This is a genomic window from Acinetobacter sp. ESL0695 (assembly GCF_029392135.1).
GTDB classification, from domain to species: domain Bacteria; phylum Pseudomonadota; class Gammaproteobacteria; order Pseudomonadales; family Moraxellaceae; genus Acinetobacter; species Acinetobacter pollinis.
This window is the reverse complement of the sequence record NZ_CP113932.1, coordinates 917,839-938,121: the sequence shown is the minus strand read 5'-3', so window position 1 is coordinate 938,121 and position 20,283 is coordinate 917,839. Positions and strand designations below refer to the sequence as shown.

19 protein-coding genes are annotated in these 20,283 nt (G+C 38.0%); 14 read left to right on the top strand and 5 right to left on the bottom strand.

Annotated features, from left to right (window positions below; translation table 11 throughout):
• Positions 1 to 42: 42 nt before the first annotated feature.
• The 4 genes from OZX61_RS04480 to OZX61_RS04465 form a co-directional block, all read right to left on the bottom strand.
• Entirely contained in the window at positions 43 to 1,365 is a 1,323-nt protein-coding gene (locus OZX61_RS04480) for an NCS2 family permease (protein ID WP_277095435.1), read from the bottom strand.
• A 360-nt stretch (positions 1,366 to 1,725) separates the two neighbouring features.
• Positions 1,726 to 2,544, bottom strand: coding sequence for a peptide chain release factor N(5)-glutamine methyltransferase (gene prmC / locus OZX61_RS04475; protein WP_277095434.1), 819 nt, complete (start codon positions 2,542 to 2,544; stop codon positions 1,726 to 1,728).
• A 3-nt stretch (positions 2,545 to 2,547) separates the two neighbouring features.
• On the bottom strand, positions 2,548 to 3,636 hold the full coding sequence (gene prfA, locus OZX61_RS04470) for a peptide chain release factor 1 (protein WP_277095433.1): 1,089 nt from the start codon (positions 3,634 to 3,636) through the stop codon (positions 2,548 to 2,550).
• A gap of 157 nt (positions 3,637 to 3,793) precedes the next feature.
• On the bottom strand, positions 3,794 to 4,999 hold the full coding sequence (locus OZX61_RS04465; protein WP_195772177.1) for an MFS transporter: 1,206 nt from the start codon (positions 4,997 to 4,999) through the stop codon (positions 3,794 to 3,796).
• 262 nt (positions 5,000 to 5,261) lie between these two features.
• Here OZX61_RS04465 and OZX61_RS04460 point away from each other — a divergent pair, with 262 nt between their 5' ends.
• Both OZX61_RS04460 and folE2 read left to right on the top strand, forming a co-directional pair.
• The gene (locus OZX61_RS04460; RefSeq protein WP_277095432.1) at positions 5,262 to 6,011 is read left to right on the top strand and encodes a D-Ala-D-Ala carboxypeptidase family metallohydrolase; all 750 of its coding nucleotides are present in this window, start codon (positions 5,262 to 5,264) and stop codon (positions 6,009 to 6,011) included.
• Between the two features lie 61 nt (positions 6,012 to 6,072).
• A complete protein-coding gene (gene folE2, locus OZX61_RS04455; RefSeq protein WP_277095431.1) occupies positions 6,073 to 6,948 on the top strand; it encodes a GTP cyclohydrolase FolE2 in 876 nt (291 codons plus the stop codon).
• Here the strand turns inward: folE2 and OZX61_RS04450 are convergent.
• Positions 6,945 to 7,781: a pyruvate, water dikinase regulatory protein gene (locus tag OZX61_RS04450; protein ID WP_195772180.1), complete on the bottom strand. Its 837-nt coding sequence runs from the start codon at positions 7,779 to 7,781 to the stop codon at positions 6,945 to 6,947. The two genes, folE2 and OZX61_RS04450, sit on opposite strands and share 4 nt — an antisense overlap.
• Before the next feature lie 157 nt (positions 7,782 to 7,938).
• Here OZX61_RS04450 and ppsA point away from each other — a divergent pair, with 157 nt between their 5' ends.
• From ppsA to OZX61_RS04390, 12 genes are all read left to right on the top strand, one after another.
• Positions 7,939 to 10,311: a phosphoenolpyruvate synthase gene (gene ppsA, locus OZX61_RS04445; RefSeq protein ID WP_195772181.1), complete on the top strand. Its 2,373-nt coding sequence runs from the start codon at positions 7,939 to 7,941 to the stop codon at positions 10,309 to 10,311.
• Between the two features lie 70 nt (positions 10,312 to 10,381).
• On the top strand, positions 10,382 to 11,101 hold the full coding sequence (locus tag OZX61_RS04440) for an RDD family protein (protein ID WP_195772182.1): 720 nt from the start codon (positions 10,382 to 10,384) through the stop codon (positions 11,099 to 11,101).
• A 294-nt stretch (positions 11,102 to 11,395) separates the two neighbouring features.
• Entirely contained in the window at positions 11,396 to 12,442 is a 1,047-nt protein-coding gene (gene cyoA, locus OZX61_RS04435) for a ubiquinol oxidase subunit II (RefSeq protein WP_195772183.1), read from the top strand.
• A gap of 3 nt (positions 12,443 to 12,445) precedes the next feature.
• Positions 12,446 to 14,437 carry a cytochrome o ubiquinol oxidase subunit I gene (cyoB, locus tag OZX61_RS04430; RefSeq protein WP_277095430.1) on the top strand — a complete coding sequence of 664 codons (1,992 nt, stop codon included), beginning with the start codon at positions 12,446 to 12,448 and terminating at the stop codon, positions 14,435 to 14,437.
• 4 nt (positions 14,438 to 14,441) lie between these two features.
• A complete protein-coding gene (cyoC, locus tag OZX61_RS04425) occupies positions 14,442 to 15,065 on the top strand; it encodes a cytochrome o ubiquinol oxidase subunit III (RefSeq protein WP_195772185.1) in 624 nt (207 codons plus the stop codon).
• A complete protein-coding gene (gene cyoD / locus OZX61_RS04420; protein WP_195772186.1) occupies positions 15,062 to 15,388 on the top strand; it encodes a cytochrome o ubiquinol oxidase subunit IV in 327 nt (108 codons plus the stop codon). Before cyoC ends, cyoD begins: the two co-directional genes overlap by 4 nt.
• A gap of 10 nt (positions 15,389 to 15,398) precedes the next feature.
• Positions 15,399 to 16,286 carry a heme o synthase gene (gene cyoE, locus OZX61_RS04415; protein ID WP_195772187.1) on the top strand — a complete coding sequence of 296 codons (888 nt, stop codon included), beginning with the start codon at positions 15,399 to 15,401 and terminating at the stop codon, positions 16,284 to 16,286.
• Between the two features lie 176 nt (positions 16,287 to 16,462).
• Entirely contained in the window at positions 16,463 to 16,852 is a 390-nt protein-coding gene (gene rpsF, locus OZX61_RS04410) for a 30S ribosomal protein S6 (protein WP_195772188.1), read from the top strand.
• A gap of 11 nt (positions 16,853 to 16,863) precedes the next feature.
• Positions 16,864 to 17,091, top strand: a complete 228-nt coding sequence (gene rpsR, locus OZX61_RS04405; RefSeq protein ID WP_023271761.1) for a 30S ribosomal protein S18 — start codon at positions 16,864 to 16,866, stop codon at positions 17,089 to 17,091.
• A gap of 8 nt (positions 17,092 to 17,099) precedes the next feature.
• Positions 17,100 to 17,546: a 50S ribosomal protein L9 gene (rplI, locus tag OZX61_RS04400; RefSeq protein ID WP_195772189.1), complete on the top strand. Its 447-nt coding sequence runs from the start codon at positions 17,100 to 17,102 to the stop codon at positions 17,544 to 17,546.
• Positions 17,547 to 17,689: 143 nt separating this feature from the next.
• Positions 17,690 to 19,138 carry a replicative DNA helicase gene (dnaB, locus tag OZX61_RS04395; RefSeq protein ID WP_195772190.1) on the top strand — a complete coding sequence of 483 codons (1,449 nt, stop codon included), beginning with the start codon at positions 17,690 to 17,692 and terminating at the stop codon, positions 19,136 to 19,138.
• A 125-nt stretch (positions 19,139 to 19,263) separates the two neighbouring features.
• Positions 19,264 to 20,259, top strand: coding sequence for a WYL domain-containing protein (locus OZX61_RS04390; protein WP_211140221.1), 996 nt, complete (start codon positions 19,264 to 19,266; stop codon positions 20,257 to 20,259).
• Positions 20,260 to 20,283 lie beyond the last annotated feature (24 nt).

Below are 20,283 nucleotides of genomic sequence, written 5' to 3'. Positions count from 1 at the left end.
GTGTAATCACAATTACACCCTATTGCGTACTTCAACTAAGTATTAGCCACCAAATAAAGCGAACTTCAATACCCACAAGCCAGCAATAATCCATGCCATCCAATGTACAGATGCTGCTTTTCCTGTCAAGAGTTTAATCACTGCATAGCTAATAAAACCGACTGCAATACCATCTGCAATTGAATATGCAAAAGGCATAAATACTATTGTTAAAAAGGCAGGTACAGCCTCTGTTACGTCATTCCACTCAATCTTTGTAATCCCTTGGATCATTAAAACACCCACAAATAAAAGTGCAGGCGCTGTTGCAAAGCTAGGTACAGATTGCGCAAGTGGAGATAAAAATAGACACCCTAAAAATAATAGGGCAACGACTACGGCTGTTAAACCTGTACGTCCGCCTGCTGCTACACCAGATGCAGATTCAATATAAGGTGTTGTAGAAGATGTACCTAGTGCAGCGCCTGCTACAATCGCTGTAGAATCTGCCATAAGTACTTTCTTCAGACGTGGAATTTTACCATCATCTTTAATAATTCCCGCGCGATGGGCAACCCCCACAAGAGTCCCTGTAGAGTCAAATAAATCTACCAAGAAAAATACAAAAATAACGCCAATTAATGTACCACTAAATAGCCCTGAAAAATCCATTTGTAGTAATGTTGGTGTAATAGATGGGATCGCACCTACAATTCCCTTAAATTGATTTAAGCCCATAAAGGTAGAAATTGCCGTGACGACCAAAATGCTAATAATAATTGCACCGCGAACACGAAAATGGTGCATTGCAACTATAAGAAAGAGTCCTAGCATTGCAAGTAATGCTTTAGGATCTTTTACATCTCCTAAACCTACAGTGGTTGCCTGATTAGCAACAATAATACCTGCATTTTTCAGTGCAACAAGCGCTAAAAAGAGCCCTATGCCGCCACCAATTGCAAATTTTAATGACATAGGAATCGCATTGACGATAATTTCACGTACACGAACTAAACTAATTGCAATAAATACGATTCCCGACATAAATACTGCAGCAAGCGCAGTTTGCCATGGAATATGCATCCCTAGACATACAGAATAAGCAAAATAAGCATTAAGCCCCATGCCTGGTGCAAGTGCAATTGGATAATTTGCAAGTAAGCCCATAACGAGACAACCCGTTGCTGCGGCAATACATGTTGCAACAAATACGGCTCCATGATCCATACCTGTTGCAGAAAGAATAAGAGGATTCACAATAATGATATAACACATGGTTAAGAATGTTGTGATACCTGCAACAGCTTCTGTTTTTACAGATGTGTTATTCTCGGTAAGTTTAAAAAAACGCTCAAGTAAACCGGCGGAAGGTTGAGGAGTCGCCATAAAAAGCCTCTGTTAAATTTTACTTGTTTCACACTGTGAATTGTCATTCAGTTACGAAACGAACTTGCTTATTGCATAGCAAAATTGATGCCATCTGAAGTGTAAACGCCATTTAGGCAGAATGAATTTTTATAGGCGCACTGTCTCATTAAAAAAAGCTGCAAGATGCAGCTCATTCTTCCGATAAAATGCCTAATGATCATTCAACGGCAAATGTATTACTTGTGTAAGTATATCATAAGTCTAGAAAATAAAACTTGTGAAGCATGTAATTTCTTCTTCATGTTTTTTAAATTCAATTTAAAAATAACAACTTAAATATAATTTGGTTTGATTAAAAGATCATTAATAAATCATGTTCTAAACCAAATACTGCCCAAGCGTTACTCGATCATTACCACCGTAATCTTTAACAGTGGAAACATTAGAAAATTTGGCATCTTTAAAATAACTTTGTACTTCTTTTGCTTGATCATATCCATGTTCAAGCACAAGCCATCCTCCGTTATAAAGCCATAATGATGCACCCGCAATAATTTCAAACAAATCTGCCAAACCATTTTCGCTACTTGCAAGTGCGCGATAGGGTTCTGTTTCTAAACCCACTAAATGCTCATCATCTTCAGCAATATAAGGAGGATTTGAAACAATTAGATCAAACCTTTGTTTAGGAATGGATGCATACCATTCACTGCACAAAAATGTGACATTTTTAAGCGCATGTTTTTGTGAATTTTCTTGTGCAACTTCAAGTGTGGGTGCATATATATCTGTTGCCAGTACAAACCAATCAGGTCGTTCGTACGCTAAAGATAGTGCAATTGCCCCTGATCCAGTTCCCATGTCTATGATTGAAGCAGTCTTAGGTAAATTTAAGCTTAATATAGTTTCAATAACAACTTCAGTATCGGGTCTTGGAACCAAAGTATCTTGAGTGACTTTTAGATCAAGAGTCCAAAAGGGTTGAGAACCTATAATATAAGCTAAAGGTTCTCCTTGAGCTAACCGTTTTAATGATTGCTTATATAAAACGATTTGCGAATCAGTTAAACAGTTATCTGAGTGGATTTTTAATTCAAAGGCATTCAACTTTAAGATATGCTCAAGCAACCAACTTGCTTCTTGGCGCTCATAACTATCTGCTTCTCCGTAAAGTAGAAGTGCTTGTGCAATCTTCATGACTTAGCCACCATTTTGCTGTGCAAGTAAGGCCAATTGATCTGCCTGATACTCTCTATGCAAACTGTCTAATAACTCGTTCAAATCACCCTCTACAATTGCTTCAAGTTTATAGAGTGTTAAATTGATACGGTGATCCGTCATACGACCTTGAGGGTAATTATAAGTACGAATACGCTCCGAGCGATCTCCAGAACCAACTAAATCACGGCGCATTTCTGATGTTGCATTTTCTTGTGCTTGGCGTTTCGCATTTTCTAAACGTGAAGCCAATAAAGCCAAAGCTTTTGCTTTATTTTTATGTTGTGAACGCTCTTCTTGACACTCAACAACAACCCCACTCGGAATATGTGTAATACGCACAGCTGAATCTGTCTTGTTAATATGCTGCCCACCTGCCCCAGATGCACGATAAGTATCAATTCTTAAATCTGAAGGATTAATTTCAACAGTAGTATCCACATCCACTTCAGGTAAAATTGCTACAGTACATGCAGAAGTATGTACACGGCCTTGTGACTCTGTTGCTGGAACACGTTGAACACGGTGTGCACCACTTTCAAACTTCAAACGGCCATAAACTCCATCACCATTTACACGACAAATGACCTCTTTATAACCACCATGCTCTCCCTCATTTTCTGAAAGAACTTCAACTCTCCAGCCTTTGGTTTCTGCATACTTAGTATACATGCGAAATAAATCACCAGAGAAAATCGCGGCTTCATCACCACCTGTTCCCGCACGAATTTCTAAATAGGCAGCATTTGCATCATTTGGATCTTTAGGAATCATGAGAATATTTAGACGATCTTCCAAGTCTGCAATCGTTGCTTGATTCTCTTTAATTTCCTCTTGAGCCATTTCTTTAAAGTCAGGATCAGATAACATTTCTTCAGCAGTTTTGATATCTTCCTCAGCCTGACAATAACTGTGCCAAACCTCAGTTAACTCGGTTAAATCACTATGCTCACGTGACAATTGACGAAAACGCTTATTGTCAGAAATGACTTCAGCATCTGCTAACAGTGCAGTTAATTCTTCGTGTCTATCAGAAAGTTGTTCTAATCGTAGACGTAACGAGTCTTTCATTATCTATCAATCTCAAATCAAAATGTGATGGAGAGCCATACACAAACATTATTTCATTGCGCATAGTTTAACGATTCTTCATCAAAAATCATAGAATTATCAAAATACGCAGTGAAAGCGGCTCACAACCACATTTCAATTTTAAAATAGCGGTGCTTTAATGCGCTTTTGCTTCTTCCACCATGGTAAATTTATTACAAATTGCGATGCTTAATAAGCAAATCGCAATGCCCGAAAAGACAAAAGTAAGACCCACATGCTGTCCAACAAACCCAATGAGTGCTGGCCCGCAAAGCACACCTGAATAAGCAATACTTGAAACATAAGACAATGCTTGCGCTTTAGGCATATAGTTCTGACGCCCCACTCTTGAAAAAAGTACAGGCACAACATTTGAAGAACCTAATCCGACCAAAGCATATCCCAATAAAACCAAATGCCAAACTGGCGCAATAACCACAATAGTCATTCCTAAAGTGGCACAGATAGAACTAAATAGAATTAAATTCTTTTCTCCAAACCATCTCATCATATGATGACCAGAGAAACGTCCGATTGTCATAGTAATGGCAAAAAAACCATATGCTAAGCCTGCAATAGATAGTGGTACTTGATAGTTGGTAGTTAAATAAACACCACTCCAATCAAGTGCAGCTCCTTCTGTTAAAAACGTAATGAAACACATCATTCCTAATACTAAAATTATAGGATGAGGAATACCAATTTTTTTCTTTTTCTTAGGGACCTCATCATTGTCTTTGTCACTATTGTCTGCAACATGGGTCAATCCTGCCGGTGCAGAAAATAAAGCAATAAGTGCAACTAAAACACTTAATACATAAGCACTATGTAATGCACTTAGATGAATAGACAGTAATCCTGTCATCGTTAAGGCTGAAACGAGTCCACCTAAACTACACATTCCATGAAAGTTTGACATCAATGGTTTAATACTTTTCTTTTCAACTAAAACTGCCTGTAAATTAATAGCAACACCGGTCGCCCCAGAAGCCATACCAAATACTGTAAGCACAGCAGCCATTGCAAATATATTATTTAATCCACCAATTAATGGTAAAGAAAGCACAAAAATAATAGATGCAAGTGAAATAATAAAACGACAGCCTACACGTTGGATCATCATACCAGCGAGTGGCATTGCCAACATAGAACCAATTCCAATACACAAAATCAGTAGCCCAAGACTTTCATGATCAAGTCCTAAACGATGTTTTACAAAAGGAATAAGTGGCGCCCATGAGGCCATTGCAAAACCCAAATTAAAAAAACTGAGCCGAGTTGCCCGACGCTGTACAGGCGTTTTAGACAAAAAATTTCTATTCAACATTTTAAAAGCTGGCATAGGGTAATCAACCTATTCAAGTGGGTTGGGTTGGCAATGAATATATTTATTTTAAAGCGATGAATTATAACATCATTTGTTATTTTATGAGATTATACTATATCATTTACATGACATCAAAAGTGCTTATTTATCGTACTTTTATGTTGGTTAATTTTTCTATACCTTTTCTTGTAAAAATAACACACAAATACACTGCAAACTTGCTTGCGTTATAGTATAACGAATCTATGATTGATAATATTTCACTTTAGATTGTCCAATGAAAATTAAACACCTAAACACGTATAGTCTTTTTTTGGGTTTTTTCATTCTTGGCGGTTGTGTATCTCAGCAGACCACTATTCCTGTTAAAACAGTACAAAAAGCACCTGTACAATCTGTACCACTCATTCCTCAGCCAATTGAAAAAATACCAACGCTTACTATAGAAAAGTCAATTCGACAGCCTACACCAGAAACTTACCTCATATGGCTAAACCAAGCAGATAATCAACAACTCTTAAATTCATACAAAGCATTTTTAAGTAGGAATCAAGCAGATTTCATTGTTCCAGATTATCAAATGCTTCGTTCAGCAAGAGATTGGCAACAATGCAACTATACAGAGTATGAGGTTCCACCTCCTGAAGTTTGGCAAAACGCTGTACCTACTTTGCAATTACTTAGATATTTACGCCAACAAGGTATTATTTCAAACATAGAAGTGACCTCTAGCTATAGATCTCCATTTTTAAATAAATGCGCAGGAGGTGCAAAAGCTTCTAGCCATGTTCGCAATGCTGCTATTGATTTTAGAATTGGGCCACCACAACCCACACCAGAAGATGAGTTTGCAATTCTAGAAAGCAAAAAGAAATTATGTCGCTTTTGGCAGCAATATGGTAAAGATTTTAATATGGGCTTAGGTGTATATGAATCTGGTCAAATTCATATTGATACTATTGGATATCGCACATGGGGTTATAGCCATTCATGGCGTAGTTCATTATGCGGAGAGATTATCCCTTAAGATATGACGACATAACCAATTGTGTTATATTATAACATATCAATAACATTTATATCGCCTTATGCCTCTTCCAGATATTTCTAAAAACCATCTTGCACTACATACTTACCCATTGACTTGGGTAGGTATGGAAAATATTGCACTGCCTTTAACTTATTTAGATATACCTATTGAATGTCTTATAGATATTCATATTAATTTACCAAAGGCCAAGGTTAAAGGCATTCATATGTCTCGGCTCTATTTGGAGTTACAAAAACTTCGACATTTAGATCAAGCCAGCCTACAAAAAACATTGCAAGACATTCAAACTACACATCAAGACTGCAATACAAATGAGGTTCGCCTAAATATGCAGTTTAATCTTCCTCTTCAACGGATCTCTATAAAAACAGAGGGTTTATCAGGGTGGAAATACTACAAAATTCAACTAACAGCTCTCCTTAAAGCAAATGTTTTTTCTATGACTGCCTCTATAGATATCGATTATTCATCAACATGTCCATGTTCTGCATCTTTATCACGCCAATTACTCAAAGAACAATTTTGCAATGATTTTTCAAAAAACTCGCACTTAAATCCTCAAGATGTTGCATTATGGCTAGAAAAAAATGGCTCTATTGCCACCCCTCATAGTCAAAGAAGTATTGCATCTATTACGTTAAACAATCATCTAGATTTTATGACCATCATTGATCTCATTGAAAAAACTCTACAAACAGCAACTCAAACGGCTGTAAAACGTGCAGATGAACAGGCTTTTGCCCAAAGAAATGGAGAGAATCTTATGTTTGTAGAAGATGCCGCACGACGTATTGGCCATGCGTTAGCATCTAAAAACTATGAAGGATGGAATATCAAAGTTACGCACCAAGAGAGCCTACACTCTCACAATGCTGTCGCCTATTTGGACGAAATAACGCTTAAAGAAGCTTAACTAATACGGCGTTTTAAACCTGTAATTTGTAAAATACGCGTTGAGATTTCTTCAATAGACATTTCTGAAACATTCAAATAAGGAATTCCCTCAGAAATATAAATCCCTTCTACGGCGCGTAGCTCCATTTGACATTGGTTATAGCTTGCATAACGACTTCCTGCTCTACGCTCTGTTCGAATTGCAACCAAACGATCTGCATCAATCATTAAACCAAACAGTTTATGCTTATGCTCTCTTAACACTTTAGGCAAACGGTTATCGTCTAGATCTTCTTCTGTAAGTGGATAATTTGCAACACGAATACCAAACTGTAAAGATAGATAAACCGATGTCGGTGTTTTTCCTGAACGAGAAACACCGATCAGAATAATATCAGCTTTGTCATAATGTCTTGTTCTTGCACCGTCATCATTATCTAATGCAAAATGAACTGCATCTATACGTGCTTTATAATACTCTGTATCCGTCACAGCGTGCGTCTGACCAATTAAAGTGGTTGGCGAGGTTTCTAGTTCTTGCTCAAGCTTACTAATTAAACCTTCAAATACATCTAAATTAACCGCATTTGCAGTATTAATAATATTTCTAACGTTTGGGTCAACCAAAGTATCAAAAACTAAAGGCAATTTGCCTTTTTCCTGCGCACAAGCATTAATTTCTTCAACAACTCTTAAAGCGGCTTCTTCAGAAGAAATATAAGGAATAATACGTACATCAAAATCGACATTAGGGAACTGTGCTAAAAGTGAATGTCCTAGAGTTTCTGCTGTAATTGCTGTGCCATCGGAAATAAAAAACACACTTCTTTCAATTTGTTTACTTTCAGGCATCAAAAAACTCCTCAAATATTTGTCTTAAGCCGTTATATTCTTTATAGTAAGCCATCTTACATAACAATGGCTTGCTTCACATCAAAAAGCTAAGCTCTTTTATGTTATTAACATGAGCAGATAACAAATCACATACTGCAGCAGTGGAGAGACTACTTTGGAATCGCGCGTAATTGGTCTAGAAAAATTAGGAAAGCATGATGTTGAACTCGTAGGTGGGAAAAACTCATCTTTAGGGGAAATGATCAGCCACCTTTCTAATGCAGGTGTATCTGTACCAGGTGGTTTTGCCACAACTGCTGCAGCATATCGTGAATTTCTTGAACAAAGTGGCCTAAATGCAAAAATTCAAGCAGAGCTTGAGCAACTAGATGTTGATAATGTCGTTGCCTTAGCAGAAACAGGTGCAAAAATTCGTCAATGGATCATTGATACACCTTTAACTGAAGCTCTTGAAAAAGATGTTCGTGAAGCATTCGCTGCACTTTCTAGTGGTAACCCAGATATTGCTGTTGCTGTACGCTCTTCTGCAACTGCTGAAGATTTACCAGATGCATCATTTGCAGGACAACAAGAAACCTTCTTAAATATTCGTGGTATAGATAATATTTTAATTGCTATTAAAGAAGTATTTGCTTCTTTATTTAACGATCGTGCAATTGCTTACCGTGTACACCAAGGTTTCGACCATAAACTTGTTGCATTGTCAGCAGGTATCCAACGTATGGTACGTTCAGAAACTGGTGCTGCAGGTGTTATGTTTACACTAGATACAGAATCAGGTTTCAGAGATGTTGTATTTATTACATCATCATACGGACTTGGAGAAATGGTTGTACAAGGTGCTGTAAACCCAGATGAATTCTATTTATCTAAGCCATTATTAAAAAATGAAAAACATGCAGTCGTTCGTCGTAATCTTGGTTCTAAACACCAAAAAATGATTTATAGTTCAGATGCTTCTGCAGGAAAATCTGTATCTATTGTCGAAGTTGAAAAACAAGAGCGTCAACAATTTTCCTTAACAGACCAAGAACTACATGAGCTTGCAAAACAAGCAATGATCATTGAGTCACATTACGGCTCACCAATGGACATTGAATGGGCAAAAGATGGAGATGATGGTCGTCTCTATATTGTACAAGCACGTCCAGAGACAGTAAAAAGCCGTCAAAATGCAAATACTATGGAACGCTACCTTCTTAAACAAAAAGGTAATGTGATTGCAGAAGGTCGCTCTATTGGTCAACGTATTGGTTCAGGTAAAGTGCGTATCGTGACATCTATTGATGAAATGGATAAAGTACAGCCAGGTGATGTACTCGTTTCAGACATGACAGATCCTGACTGGGAACCTGTAATGAAACGCGCTGCTGCGATTGTTACTAACCGTGGTGGTCGTACTTGCCATGCTGCAATTATTGCACGTGAACTTGGCGTACCTGCAATTGTTGGCTGTGGTAATGCAACTGAACTACTCAAAGATGGTCAAGCAGTAACCGTGTCATGTGCTGAAGGTGATACAGGATTTATCTATGAAGGTCAGTTGGATTTTGAAATCCAACGTAATTCAATTGAGTCTATGCCAAAGCTACCATTCAAAATTATGATGAATGTAGGCAACCCAGACCGTGCTTTTGACTTTGCACAAATTCCAAATGAAGGAATTGGTCTTGCACGTCTTGAGTTCATTATTAACCGCATGATCGGTGTGCATCCTAAAGCTTTACTTAATATTGACAGCTTACCACGTGAAACACGTGCAGCAGTTGCAACACGTACAGCAGGTTATAATTCTCCTGTAGAATTTTATGTTGAAAAAATCGTAGAAGGTGTTGCTACCCTTGCCTCTGCTTTTGGTGATAAGCCTGTAATCGTTCGTATGTCTGACTTTAAGTCAAATGAATATGCTAACCTTATTGGTGGTAAATTATACGAACCTGAAGAAGAAAACCCTATGTTAGGTTTCCGTGGTGCAAGTCGCTACGTTTCAGATAATTTCCGTGATTGCTTTGAACTAGAATGTCGCGCACTGAAAAAAGTTCGTGATGAAATGGGATTAACCAATGTTCAAATCATGATTCCATTTGTACGTACAGTCAAAGAAGCTGAACGTGTCATTGAGTTACTTGCAGAAAATGGTTTAAAACGTGGTGAGAATGGCCTCAAAGTCATTATGATGTGTGAACTACCAACAAATGCATTATTGGCTGACCAGTTCCTACAACACTTTGATGGTTTCTCAATTGGCTCAAACGATTTAACACAATTAACACTTGGCCTAGATCGTGACTCAGGTATCGTATCTCAACTCTTTGATGAACGTGATGAAGCGGTAAAAACACTACTTTCAATGGCTATTCAAGCATGTCGTAAAGCTGGAAAATATGTCGGTATTTGTGGTCAAGGCCCATCAGACCACCCAGATCTAGCACGTTGGTTAATGGAGCAAGGCATTGAGTCTGTATCATTAAATCCAGACTCTGTACTAGATACATGGTTCTTCTTATCAGATGAGAAAACTAAATAACTTTTAGTTAGCTTAAAAACATGTTAAAAAGACCCTTTATAGGGTCTTTTTATTTTGAGATGATCATTTTATGCAAATTTATTTAGCACGTAACAACCAACAGGCTGGGCCTTATACGTTAGAACAAGTGAATCAAATGCTTGCAAATCAGCAAGTATTACTGACAGATCTGGTTTGGCACACTGGTTTAAATGAATGGCATCCACTCGGTGAGCTCACTCAGGGTAAATTAAAGTATGAACCTGAAGGATATACAAGTCCATCTTCTATACCTACACAAAAACCTTTTCAGGAGTCAAAACCCTCTACAACACTAGCAAGCATTCAAGCGCGTGCTTTAGCCAAAATCATAGATTTACTTTTATGGTTTCCTGCTTTTATGTTACCTTCTTTTTTCTTAGATAAAGAATCAGCCAGTCAGCTTGAGAAATTTCAAGGATCGACATTTAATCCAGAACTACAACAGCAAATTTTTCATATTATTCCTGCACAAGCTTGGCAAGCAATGATGGTTTATATTGTTGTCATGCTAGTCATTCAAGCAATTCTCATGAACAGAAAAGGACAAAGTATCGGTAAATTGCTGACTAAAATTAAAATTGTAGATTTAGAGACAGAGGGCCGTGTCAATCTAACCCGAATATTTCTGATTAGAAGTATAGTTTTTATCCTATTAAATATGTTCGCAATGCCTGTAATAACAATTTTAGACTATGCACTTGGCTTTGGTCGTAACAGACAGACATTACATGATCGTTTAGCAAAAACAAAAGTCATAAAAAAATCATAAAAACGTATAAAAAAGAGCCAACAAAAAGAAGTATTTAAAACACAAAAATATACAATAACACTTTATTTTATATCACTTTTTTAACATTTTTAATTTAAATCCAACTTTTTATGTTGGGTTTAAATTGCCTTTTTTTAAGTCTCGTAAATGTGGCGCACCTCCCGAATATAGGGCATAATGCCTTATAAAGTAGCGGTGTCACAGACTTTTAGTACAACTATTAGGGCATCCGTCACTATAATCGCTATCCCATTCTCACAAAACATAAATGGGACTCTTCACCGAGGTTGTAAAATGAGACAAACGATATTAGCTGTATTGTCTTTATCTGCGATTTCTACGCTCCTTACGGGGTGTGGTGGTGATTTAGTACTGCTAAACTCAAAAGGTCCAGTTGCAGAAGGTCTTAGCGGCCTCATGATGACTGCGATCTACCTTATGCTATTGGTGGTGATTCCATCTATCATCATGGCACTTTGGTTTGGTTGGAAATATCGCGCGTCAAATAAAGATGCAGACTATAAGCCTACATGGGCTCACTCAACGACAATTGAAATTGTTGTTTGGGGTATTCCTATCATTATTATTGCTATTTTAGCGTGGATTGCTTGGTGGGGTTCTCACCAATATGACCCATACCGTCCATTGAATGCAGAGTCTGATAAAAAGACACTCGATATTCAAGTGATTGCGGAACCATACAAATGGGTGTTTGTATATCCAGAGCAACAAATTGCAACAGTTAATGAAATCCGTTTCCCTGAACAAACTCCGGTGCATTTCCACATTACCTCTGACTTCACAATGAACTCGTTCTTCATTCCACAGTTAGCAGGTCAGATCTATGCAATGGCAGGTATGCAAACCCACCTACACGTTCTTGCAGACGAAACTGGTATCTTCCGTGGTTTCTCCGCTAACTATAGTGGTTATGGCTTCTCTCAAATGCATTTTAAAGCGCATAGCGTAACTCAGTCAGATTTTGACAAATGGGTAAGCAATGTGAAAGCTGGAAAAGGCACTGAGGATAATTCTACTGCGATTCAAAAGAGCACTTTAGATTTTGCAACATTACAAGGCTTACGTGATGGTGAACGTTCTACACACCAAATCGAAGGCATGCTTGCTGATGCAAAAACACCTAAAGAAAAAGCAATTGCTGAAGAAGCTGAACGTATGGGTCCATACCCTACAAAGCCACATCCAGTAACATACTATTCTTCAGTTGAACCGCAATTGTTCAGAAAAGTCATCGACAAGTACATGAGCAATTATCATGGTGCAGAAAAAGCTGATTCTTCTCACGCTAACATGCAACATATGGCTTCGGCAGGAGAATAAGATATGGACATGCTATTAGGTAAGATTGGATGGGGCGCCATCCCTAAAGAGCCAATTGTAATTGTTACTGCAATTATTATGGCGCTTGGTGCTATTGCAGTTCTTTCAGGTATTACTTATTTCAAAAAGTGGGGATACCTTTGGAAAGAATGGGCTACATCTGTAGACCATAAAAAAATTGGTATCATGTATATTCTTGTTTCTGTAATCATGCTACTTCGTGGCTTTGCAGATGCATTTATGATGCGACTTCAATTATTCCTTGCAAGCAATGGTAACCCTGGTTACTTACATCCAGACCACTATGATCAGATCTTCACTGCGCACGGTGTAATCATGATCTTCTTTGTGGCTATGGGTCTTGTTGTTGGTTTAATGAACGTTATCGTGCCACTTCAAATTGGCGCACGTGACGTTGCATTTCCACTCCTGAACCAATTTAGCTTCTGGGCATTTGCAGGCTCTGCTGGCTTGATCATGGTCTCACTTGTACTCGGTGAGTTTGCTGCAACAGGTTGGTTAGCATACCCTCCTCTTTCTGGCATTCAATACTCTCCTGGCGTGGGTGTTGACTATTGGATCTGGGCATTACAGATATCAGGTTTAGGTACACTGCTTACAGGGGTTAACTTCCTTGTAACAATTATTAAAATGCGTGCGCCTGGCATGAAACTCATGGATATGCCGATTTTTACATGGACTGCTTTATGTACATGTGTATTAATCGTAGCAACATTCCCTGTGTTAACTGCTACTATAGCAATGCTTACTTTAGACCGTTACTTTGACTTCCATTTCTTTACGAACGACCTTGGCGGCAGTCCAATGCTCTACGTAAACCTAATTTGGACATGGGGTCACCCAGAAGTATATATCCTAGTATTACCAGCATTTGGTGTTTACTCTGAGATTGTTCCTACTTTCTCACGTAAAGCACTGTTTGGCTATAAAACTATGGTATATGCCACTGTTGCAATTGCAGTACTTTCATTAATCGTTTGGTTACACCACTTCTTCACTATGGGTGCAGGAGCGAATGTAAATGCATTCTTCGGTATTATGACCATGATTATTGCAATTCCTACTGGGGTTAAAATTTTCTCTTGGTTATTTACCATGTACAAAGGTCGTATTACCTTTACGTCTCCAATGCTTTGGACATTAGGCTTCCTAGTGACTTTCGGTATTGGTGGTTTAACAGGTGTACTTATGGCGGTTCCACCTGCTGACTTCCTTGTACATAACTCGTTATTCCTTATTGCTCACTTCCATAACGTAATTATTGGTGGTGTTGTATTCGGTCTCTTTGCTGCAATTACCTTCTGGTGGCCAAAAATGTTTGGCTGGAAGCTAAATGAAGCATGGGGCAAAGCATCATTCTGGTTCTGGTTCATCGGTTTCTATTTTGCATTTATGCCACTTTATATCCTTGGTTTCATGGGTATGACACGTCGCTTAAATACATATGACAACCCAGAATGGACGCCATATCTAGCAATTGCTATGGTTGGTGCAATCCTCGTTGCTATCGGTATTCTTTGCTTTATTATGCAAGTTGTAGTTGGTTTCTTACAACGTAAAAATAACATTGACTATACTGGCGACGCATGGGATGGCCGTACATTTGAATGGGCTACATCATCTCCTGCTCCATTTTATAACTTTGCCTATATTCCAGATGGCGAGCATATCGATCGCTTCTGGTTAGATAAAGAAAATGGCGTTGCTTATATCAAACCAGAAAAATATGAAGATATTCATATGCCAACGAATCGTGCGGCTGGTTTTGTTATGGCAATACTAATTACAGTGTTAGGGTTTGCACTCATCTGGCATATTTGGTGGTTGGTATTTGTAAGCTTTGCTGCAACAATCATTACTTTAATTCGAAGTTCTTACACCAAAAAAGTTGACTACTACGTTCCTGCTGCAGAAGTTGAGCGTATTGAAAGTGAACGTTATGCCATTTTAGAAAAACACTTGAAGAAGGACTAAAACAATGGCTGAAGTACTTCATCAACAAGGTCATGGACACGATGATCATCACCACCATGATGATACTGACATCACTGTCTTTGGTTTTTGGACATATTTAATGAGTGACCTCGTATTATTCGGGACACTCTTCATTGCCTACATTGTTTTACATTCGCATATTCCAGCTGGTACTCCGGGCCCAGCAGAGTTATTTAGTGAATCATTAAGCTATGTTCTTGTTGAAACATTTGCACTTTTGATTTCATCTGTAACTTTTGGATTTGCTGTTCTTGCTCGCTACAAGAACAATGCAAATGGTGTAATTACTTGGTTAGTCGTTACTTGGTTATTCGGTGCTGCTTTTATTGGTATGGAAATTAATGAATTCCATCACCTAGTAATGGCAGGACATGGACCAAGTCACAGCGCATTCTTATCTGCATTCTTTACACTCGTTGGAACACATGGTATCCATGTTACTTCTGGCCTTGTGTGGATGATCGTATTAATTTGTCAAATTAAAAAAGATGGTTTGACTCTCCCAAATACACGTCGTCTTGCATGCTTAAGTTTGTTCTGGCACTTCCTTGATATCGTTTGGATTTGCGTATTTAGTGTTGTTTACTTAATGGGAGCTATCTCATGAGTCATGGTCACCACTCAGACAGCGGTTCACACGGCAGCTTAAAACAGTACAGTATTGGTTTTATCCTTTCTATCATTTTAACTGTTATTCCTTTTGGAATGGTAATGACAGGTGGATTTAGCCGCTCACTACTTCTTTCAGTAGTAGGTATTACTGGTATTGTTCAGGTTCTTGTACAGTTGATTTTCTTCTTACATATGAATTCATCTGAAGAACAACGCTGGAATGTGATTGCATTTATTTATACCATCTTAACCATTGCTATTCTGCTTATTGGTTCAGTTTGGGTAATGAACTATCTACATTACAACATGATGATCTAAACTGATTGTCATGCTGAAGCAATACTTATTCCTGACAAAACCAGGGATTCTATTTGGTAACTTCGTTACCACCTTGGGCGGCTTTTTTCTAGCCGCCCAAGGCTCTGTGAATATCCTGTTACTTCTACTCACACTCATAGGAACAACGCTAGTTGTTGCTTCTGGCTGTGTTGTAAATAACTACATTGACCAAGATATTGATCCTAGAATGCAACGTACGCAAAATCGCGCGTTAGTTACTAAAGTTATTCAACCGAATACCGCTTTATGTTTTGCGTTTATATTAGGTAGTATCGGACTTGCAATACTTTGGTATTTCACAAACGTATATGCATTTAGTTTTGCAATACTTGGTTTCGTTGTTTACGTATTCTTCTATAGTTTATGGTCTAAACGAACATCTATACATCAGACTGTTATCGGTAGTATTTCAGGTGCTTGCCCACCAGTAATTGGTTATACAGCCGTCTCCCATCAGTTTGATATTGCCGCCCTCCTTGTTTTTTTGGCATATGGCTTATGGCAAATGCCACACTCTTGGGGTATTGCAATTTATCGTTTCGATGACTATAAACGCGCAGGTATTCCTATTTTGCCTGTTGCACGCTCGATCTTAAGAACGAAAGTAGAGTCGCTTATTTATGTGATTCTCTTTACAGCTGTATTAAATGGTTTGTATTGCTTCCACTATACAAATATTTTCTTTTTAATTACATTTAATGCGCTCTGTGCTTACTGGCTTTATCTATCTGTGATTGGTTTTAAAATAACGGATCCAGAAGGTGAAAAAAACTGGGCAAAACGGTATTTCTTATATTCTGTCATTCTAATTACAGCATTAAGTATTAGTTTTAGCTTTAGCTATCAGTCTCCAGCACCATTTCTTCCCCTATTTTAATTAAGATAGGGTGAATTTAAAACACGCTCTCTTAAAGCAAATTTGCCTTGAAATTCTATTTAAATTTCTATAGAATTCTCAACTCGCTTTTGCGACATATTGTAATCACAATATGACTCCTTGCTTTTAATGTGAATAAACATATTAAAAGCTGTATAAACCGTAAGGAGCTGACAATGCGTCACTACGAAATCGTAATTCTGGTACACCCAGACCAAAGCGATCAAGTGGTAGGTATGGTTGAACGCTATATCTCTCACATCAAAGAAGCTGAAGGTCAAATTCACCGTTTAGAAGATTGGGGCCGTCGCCAATTGGCTTACCCAATTAACAAAATTCATAAAGCGCACTACATTTTAATGAATGTTGAATGTGGTCAATCTACGCTTGACGAATTAAACGAATTATTCCGCTACAATGATGCAATCATTCGTAATTTAGTTATCCGTCGTGATAACGCAATTACTGAAGAATCTTTACTTGCTAAAAGTGCTGAAGAAAAACGTGCGCGTAAAGCTCAACGTGAAGAAGCACAACAAGCAACTCAAGAATCTGCTGAAGCTTAAGGAGAACATCAATGGCACGTTTTTACCGTCGTCGCAAGTTCTGCCGCTTTACAGCTGAGAATGTTGCATACATCGACTATAAAGATATCGATACTTTAAAACAGTATATCACTGAAAACGGCAAGATCGTTCCTAGCCGTATCACTGGTACAAAAGCACGTTATCAACGTCAATTAGCGCTTGCTGTTAAACAAGCTCGTTTCTTGGCTTTGATTCCGTACACTGACAACCATAAGTGAGGTGAGCTGTGGACGTTATCTTATTACAACGCATTAAAAACCTTGGTAAACTAGGCGACAAAGTAGCTGTTAAAGCTGGTTATGGTCGTAACTTTTTGATTCCTCAAGGTAAAGCAGTTGCTGCAACTGAAGCAAATACTGCTGCTTTTGAAGCTCGTCGTGCTGAACTTGAAAAAGAAGAAGCAGAAGTTTTAGCTGCTGCTCAAGCACGTGCTGACCAATTAAACGAAGTGAACATCGTTATTACAGCAAAAGCTGGTGACGAAGGTAAACTATTCGGTTCTATCGGTACTCGCGATATTGCTGATGCTTTAACAAATGCAGGTCTAAATGTTGACCGTGCAGAAGTTCGTTTACCAAATGGCGCACTTCGCCACACTGGTGAATTCAACATCGCAATTCAATTGCACCATGATGTTGTTGCAGAAGTTCTCGTAACTATTGTTTCTGAGTAATTTCTCTGCATAAAAAAGAGCATGCGTTTGCATGCTCTTTTTGTTTTTATAGTCCTATAATTTTTCTTTGTTTACCGTTAGAATAACTCGCTTAAATCCATATTAAAGTCTCTGCTTTATCAAACTGAACGCTAAGGTTATTTATGTCTCAGGCGAATGCCCAAGTTGCACCAAAATCATTAGATCAGGATAGTAAAAACACTTCTGAGCAAAATCAGCTTAAAGAGTTTCGCACACCACCGCATAACTTATCCATTGAACAAGCTGTACTTGCCGCATTAATGACGGTCGCAGAGTCATTTGAACAAGTTGGTGATACACTTACTGAAAATGATTTTTATGCAACACGTCATAAATATATTTTTCGTGCAATTGATAAACTTGCCAAAGAGAACTCCCCATACGATGCTGTACTGGTACATGACTGGCTCACGAAACAAAATTTACTCGATGCCATTGGTGGTGAAGATTATTTAATGCAGCTAATGGCAGACTCGCCTTCTAGCTTCTATAATCTTGAAACATATGCACATAAAATTAAAGAGTTTGCAACTTTACGTAGCATGATTAAAGCAAGTAATGAAATATTACTCAATGCATATGATACAAAAGGACGCAGTGTTTCCGATATCTTAGATCTTGCAGAAACTAATATTTTTTCTATCGCTGAACAACATAATAGTAATAAAAAAAGTGCTGGGCCACAGCCCATTACTTCAGTGGTATCTGATGTATTTAATAAGTTGAGTGAACTGTCTCAAATGGAAGGAAGCATCACTGGCTTATCTACAGGTTTCTTGGAACTTGATAACAAAACATCGGGTATGCAAGCTGGTGACCTTATTATCGTTGCCGCACGTCCCTCTATGGGGAAAACGACTTTCGCAATGAATCTAATTGAGAGTGTATTATTTAATTCCGATTTACCTGCTTTAGTTTTCTCTATGGAAATGCCCGCAGATTCAATTGCAATGCGTTTAATTTCCTCTTACGGAAAAGTCCATCAAGGACATTTACGTTCAGGTAAACTCGACAGCGATGAATGGTCAAAAGTTACTGGCACAATCCTACAGTTACAAGAAAAATCTTTATATATTGATGACTCATCTGCTCTACCACCTACAGAACTTCGAGCGCGTGCAAGACGTATTGCAAAACAGCATGGAGGAAAATTAGGTTGTATTATGGTCGATTATCTTCAACTAATGAAAGTCCCTGGTATGGGAGATAACCGAGTTGGTGAAATTTCAGAAATTTCTAGAAGTTTAAAAGCTCTGGCAAAAGAAATGAATTGTCCTGTTGTTGCACTTTCTCAGTTAAACCGTAGCTTAGAAAATAGGCCAAATAAAAGACCTGTTATGTCAGATTTACGTGAATCTGGAGCAATTGAGCAAGATGCAGATTTAATTATGTTTATTTACCGAGACGAGGTCTACAATAAAGAATCCAAAGAGGCTGGGACAGCAGAAATTATTATCGGTAAACAACGTAATGGACCTATTGGTACTGTAAGACTTGCCTTTGAAGGACAATATACAAGATTTAGTAATTTATCTCCTGAATATTACAACCAATTCGATGATGAAGAATAGGATTAATCCAATACAAGGTATGGTATAGAATTGGTACCATACCCTATAAAAGGCTAGCATCATCCACAAGTTTTAGCGTAATATTCGCTCAATTCACTTTGCCTTTTATTGATTTATTTCTATTTATGTCTATACAAGAAAAAGAAACCTCGAATAGCCTATATCGTCAATGGCAGATTTTGTCCCGTCTAACTACTGGAACTTGGACAGGAACAAGACAACTGCAAGAAACGCTTGAAAGAGAAGGTATTTCTATTAGTCTACGTACAATTCAACGTGACTTAAACCAGATTGCACAACGCTTCCCTATTGAGAATAATGGCGAAACACCTCAAGGTTGGCGTTGGCAAGCAAATGCACCTATTCAAAGCCTACCCCATATGACAAGCTCACAGGCCGTGACTTTCATGATGGTAGAAGAACATTTAAGACATCTTTTACCTCAAAGCCTGATTGAGGAAATGAATCCTTGGTTCGATTTAGCTCGTCATAGCCTCTCTACACAAAATAATGTACGTCAGTGGATTAATAGGGTACGCATTGTACCTGCATCACAACCACTTATTCCACCTGTCGTTAACAAAGTGGCACAACAAGTAATTTACGAAGGCTTACTTCAAGATAAGCAGTTAGAGTGCGTTTATAAAGCAAGAACAAACCAAGGTGAAAATAAAACGTATACGCTTAATCCTTTAGCATTGGTACAAAAGGGCTCCATTATCTATCTTATTTGTACGCGTCATGATAAATCAGATGTAAGAACATTTGCATTACATCGTTTTAAATCGGCGACTGTATTAGATAGCCGTGCTCTTCATCCAGCTAATTTTAATATTGATGATTATATAGAATCTGGTGCACTAGGTTTTAGAGTGGATTATGACCAACCCACTCAAAATATTCAAATTAAGCTTAAGATGACTGAAAATACAGCTCAAACATTTTATGAAAGTAAATTAAGCCTAGATCAGGATATTCAGAATATTGACGAAAATGTTGTTGAAGTTTCAGCAACTGTGCCTTTTACCTCTCAGCTTGTTTGGTGGCTAAGAAGCTTTGGGAAAAAAATATTACACATTGAACCTTATGTACTCGCACAGCAAGTTTATGAAACAGAATAAAAAAGAAACCTGCTTATAAGGCAG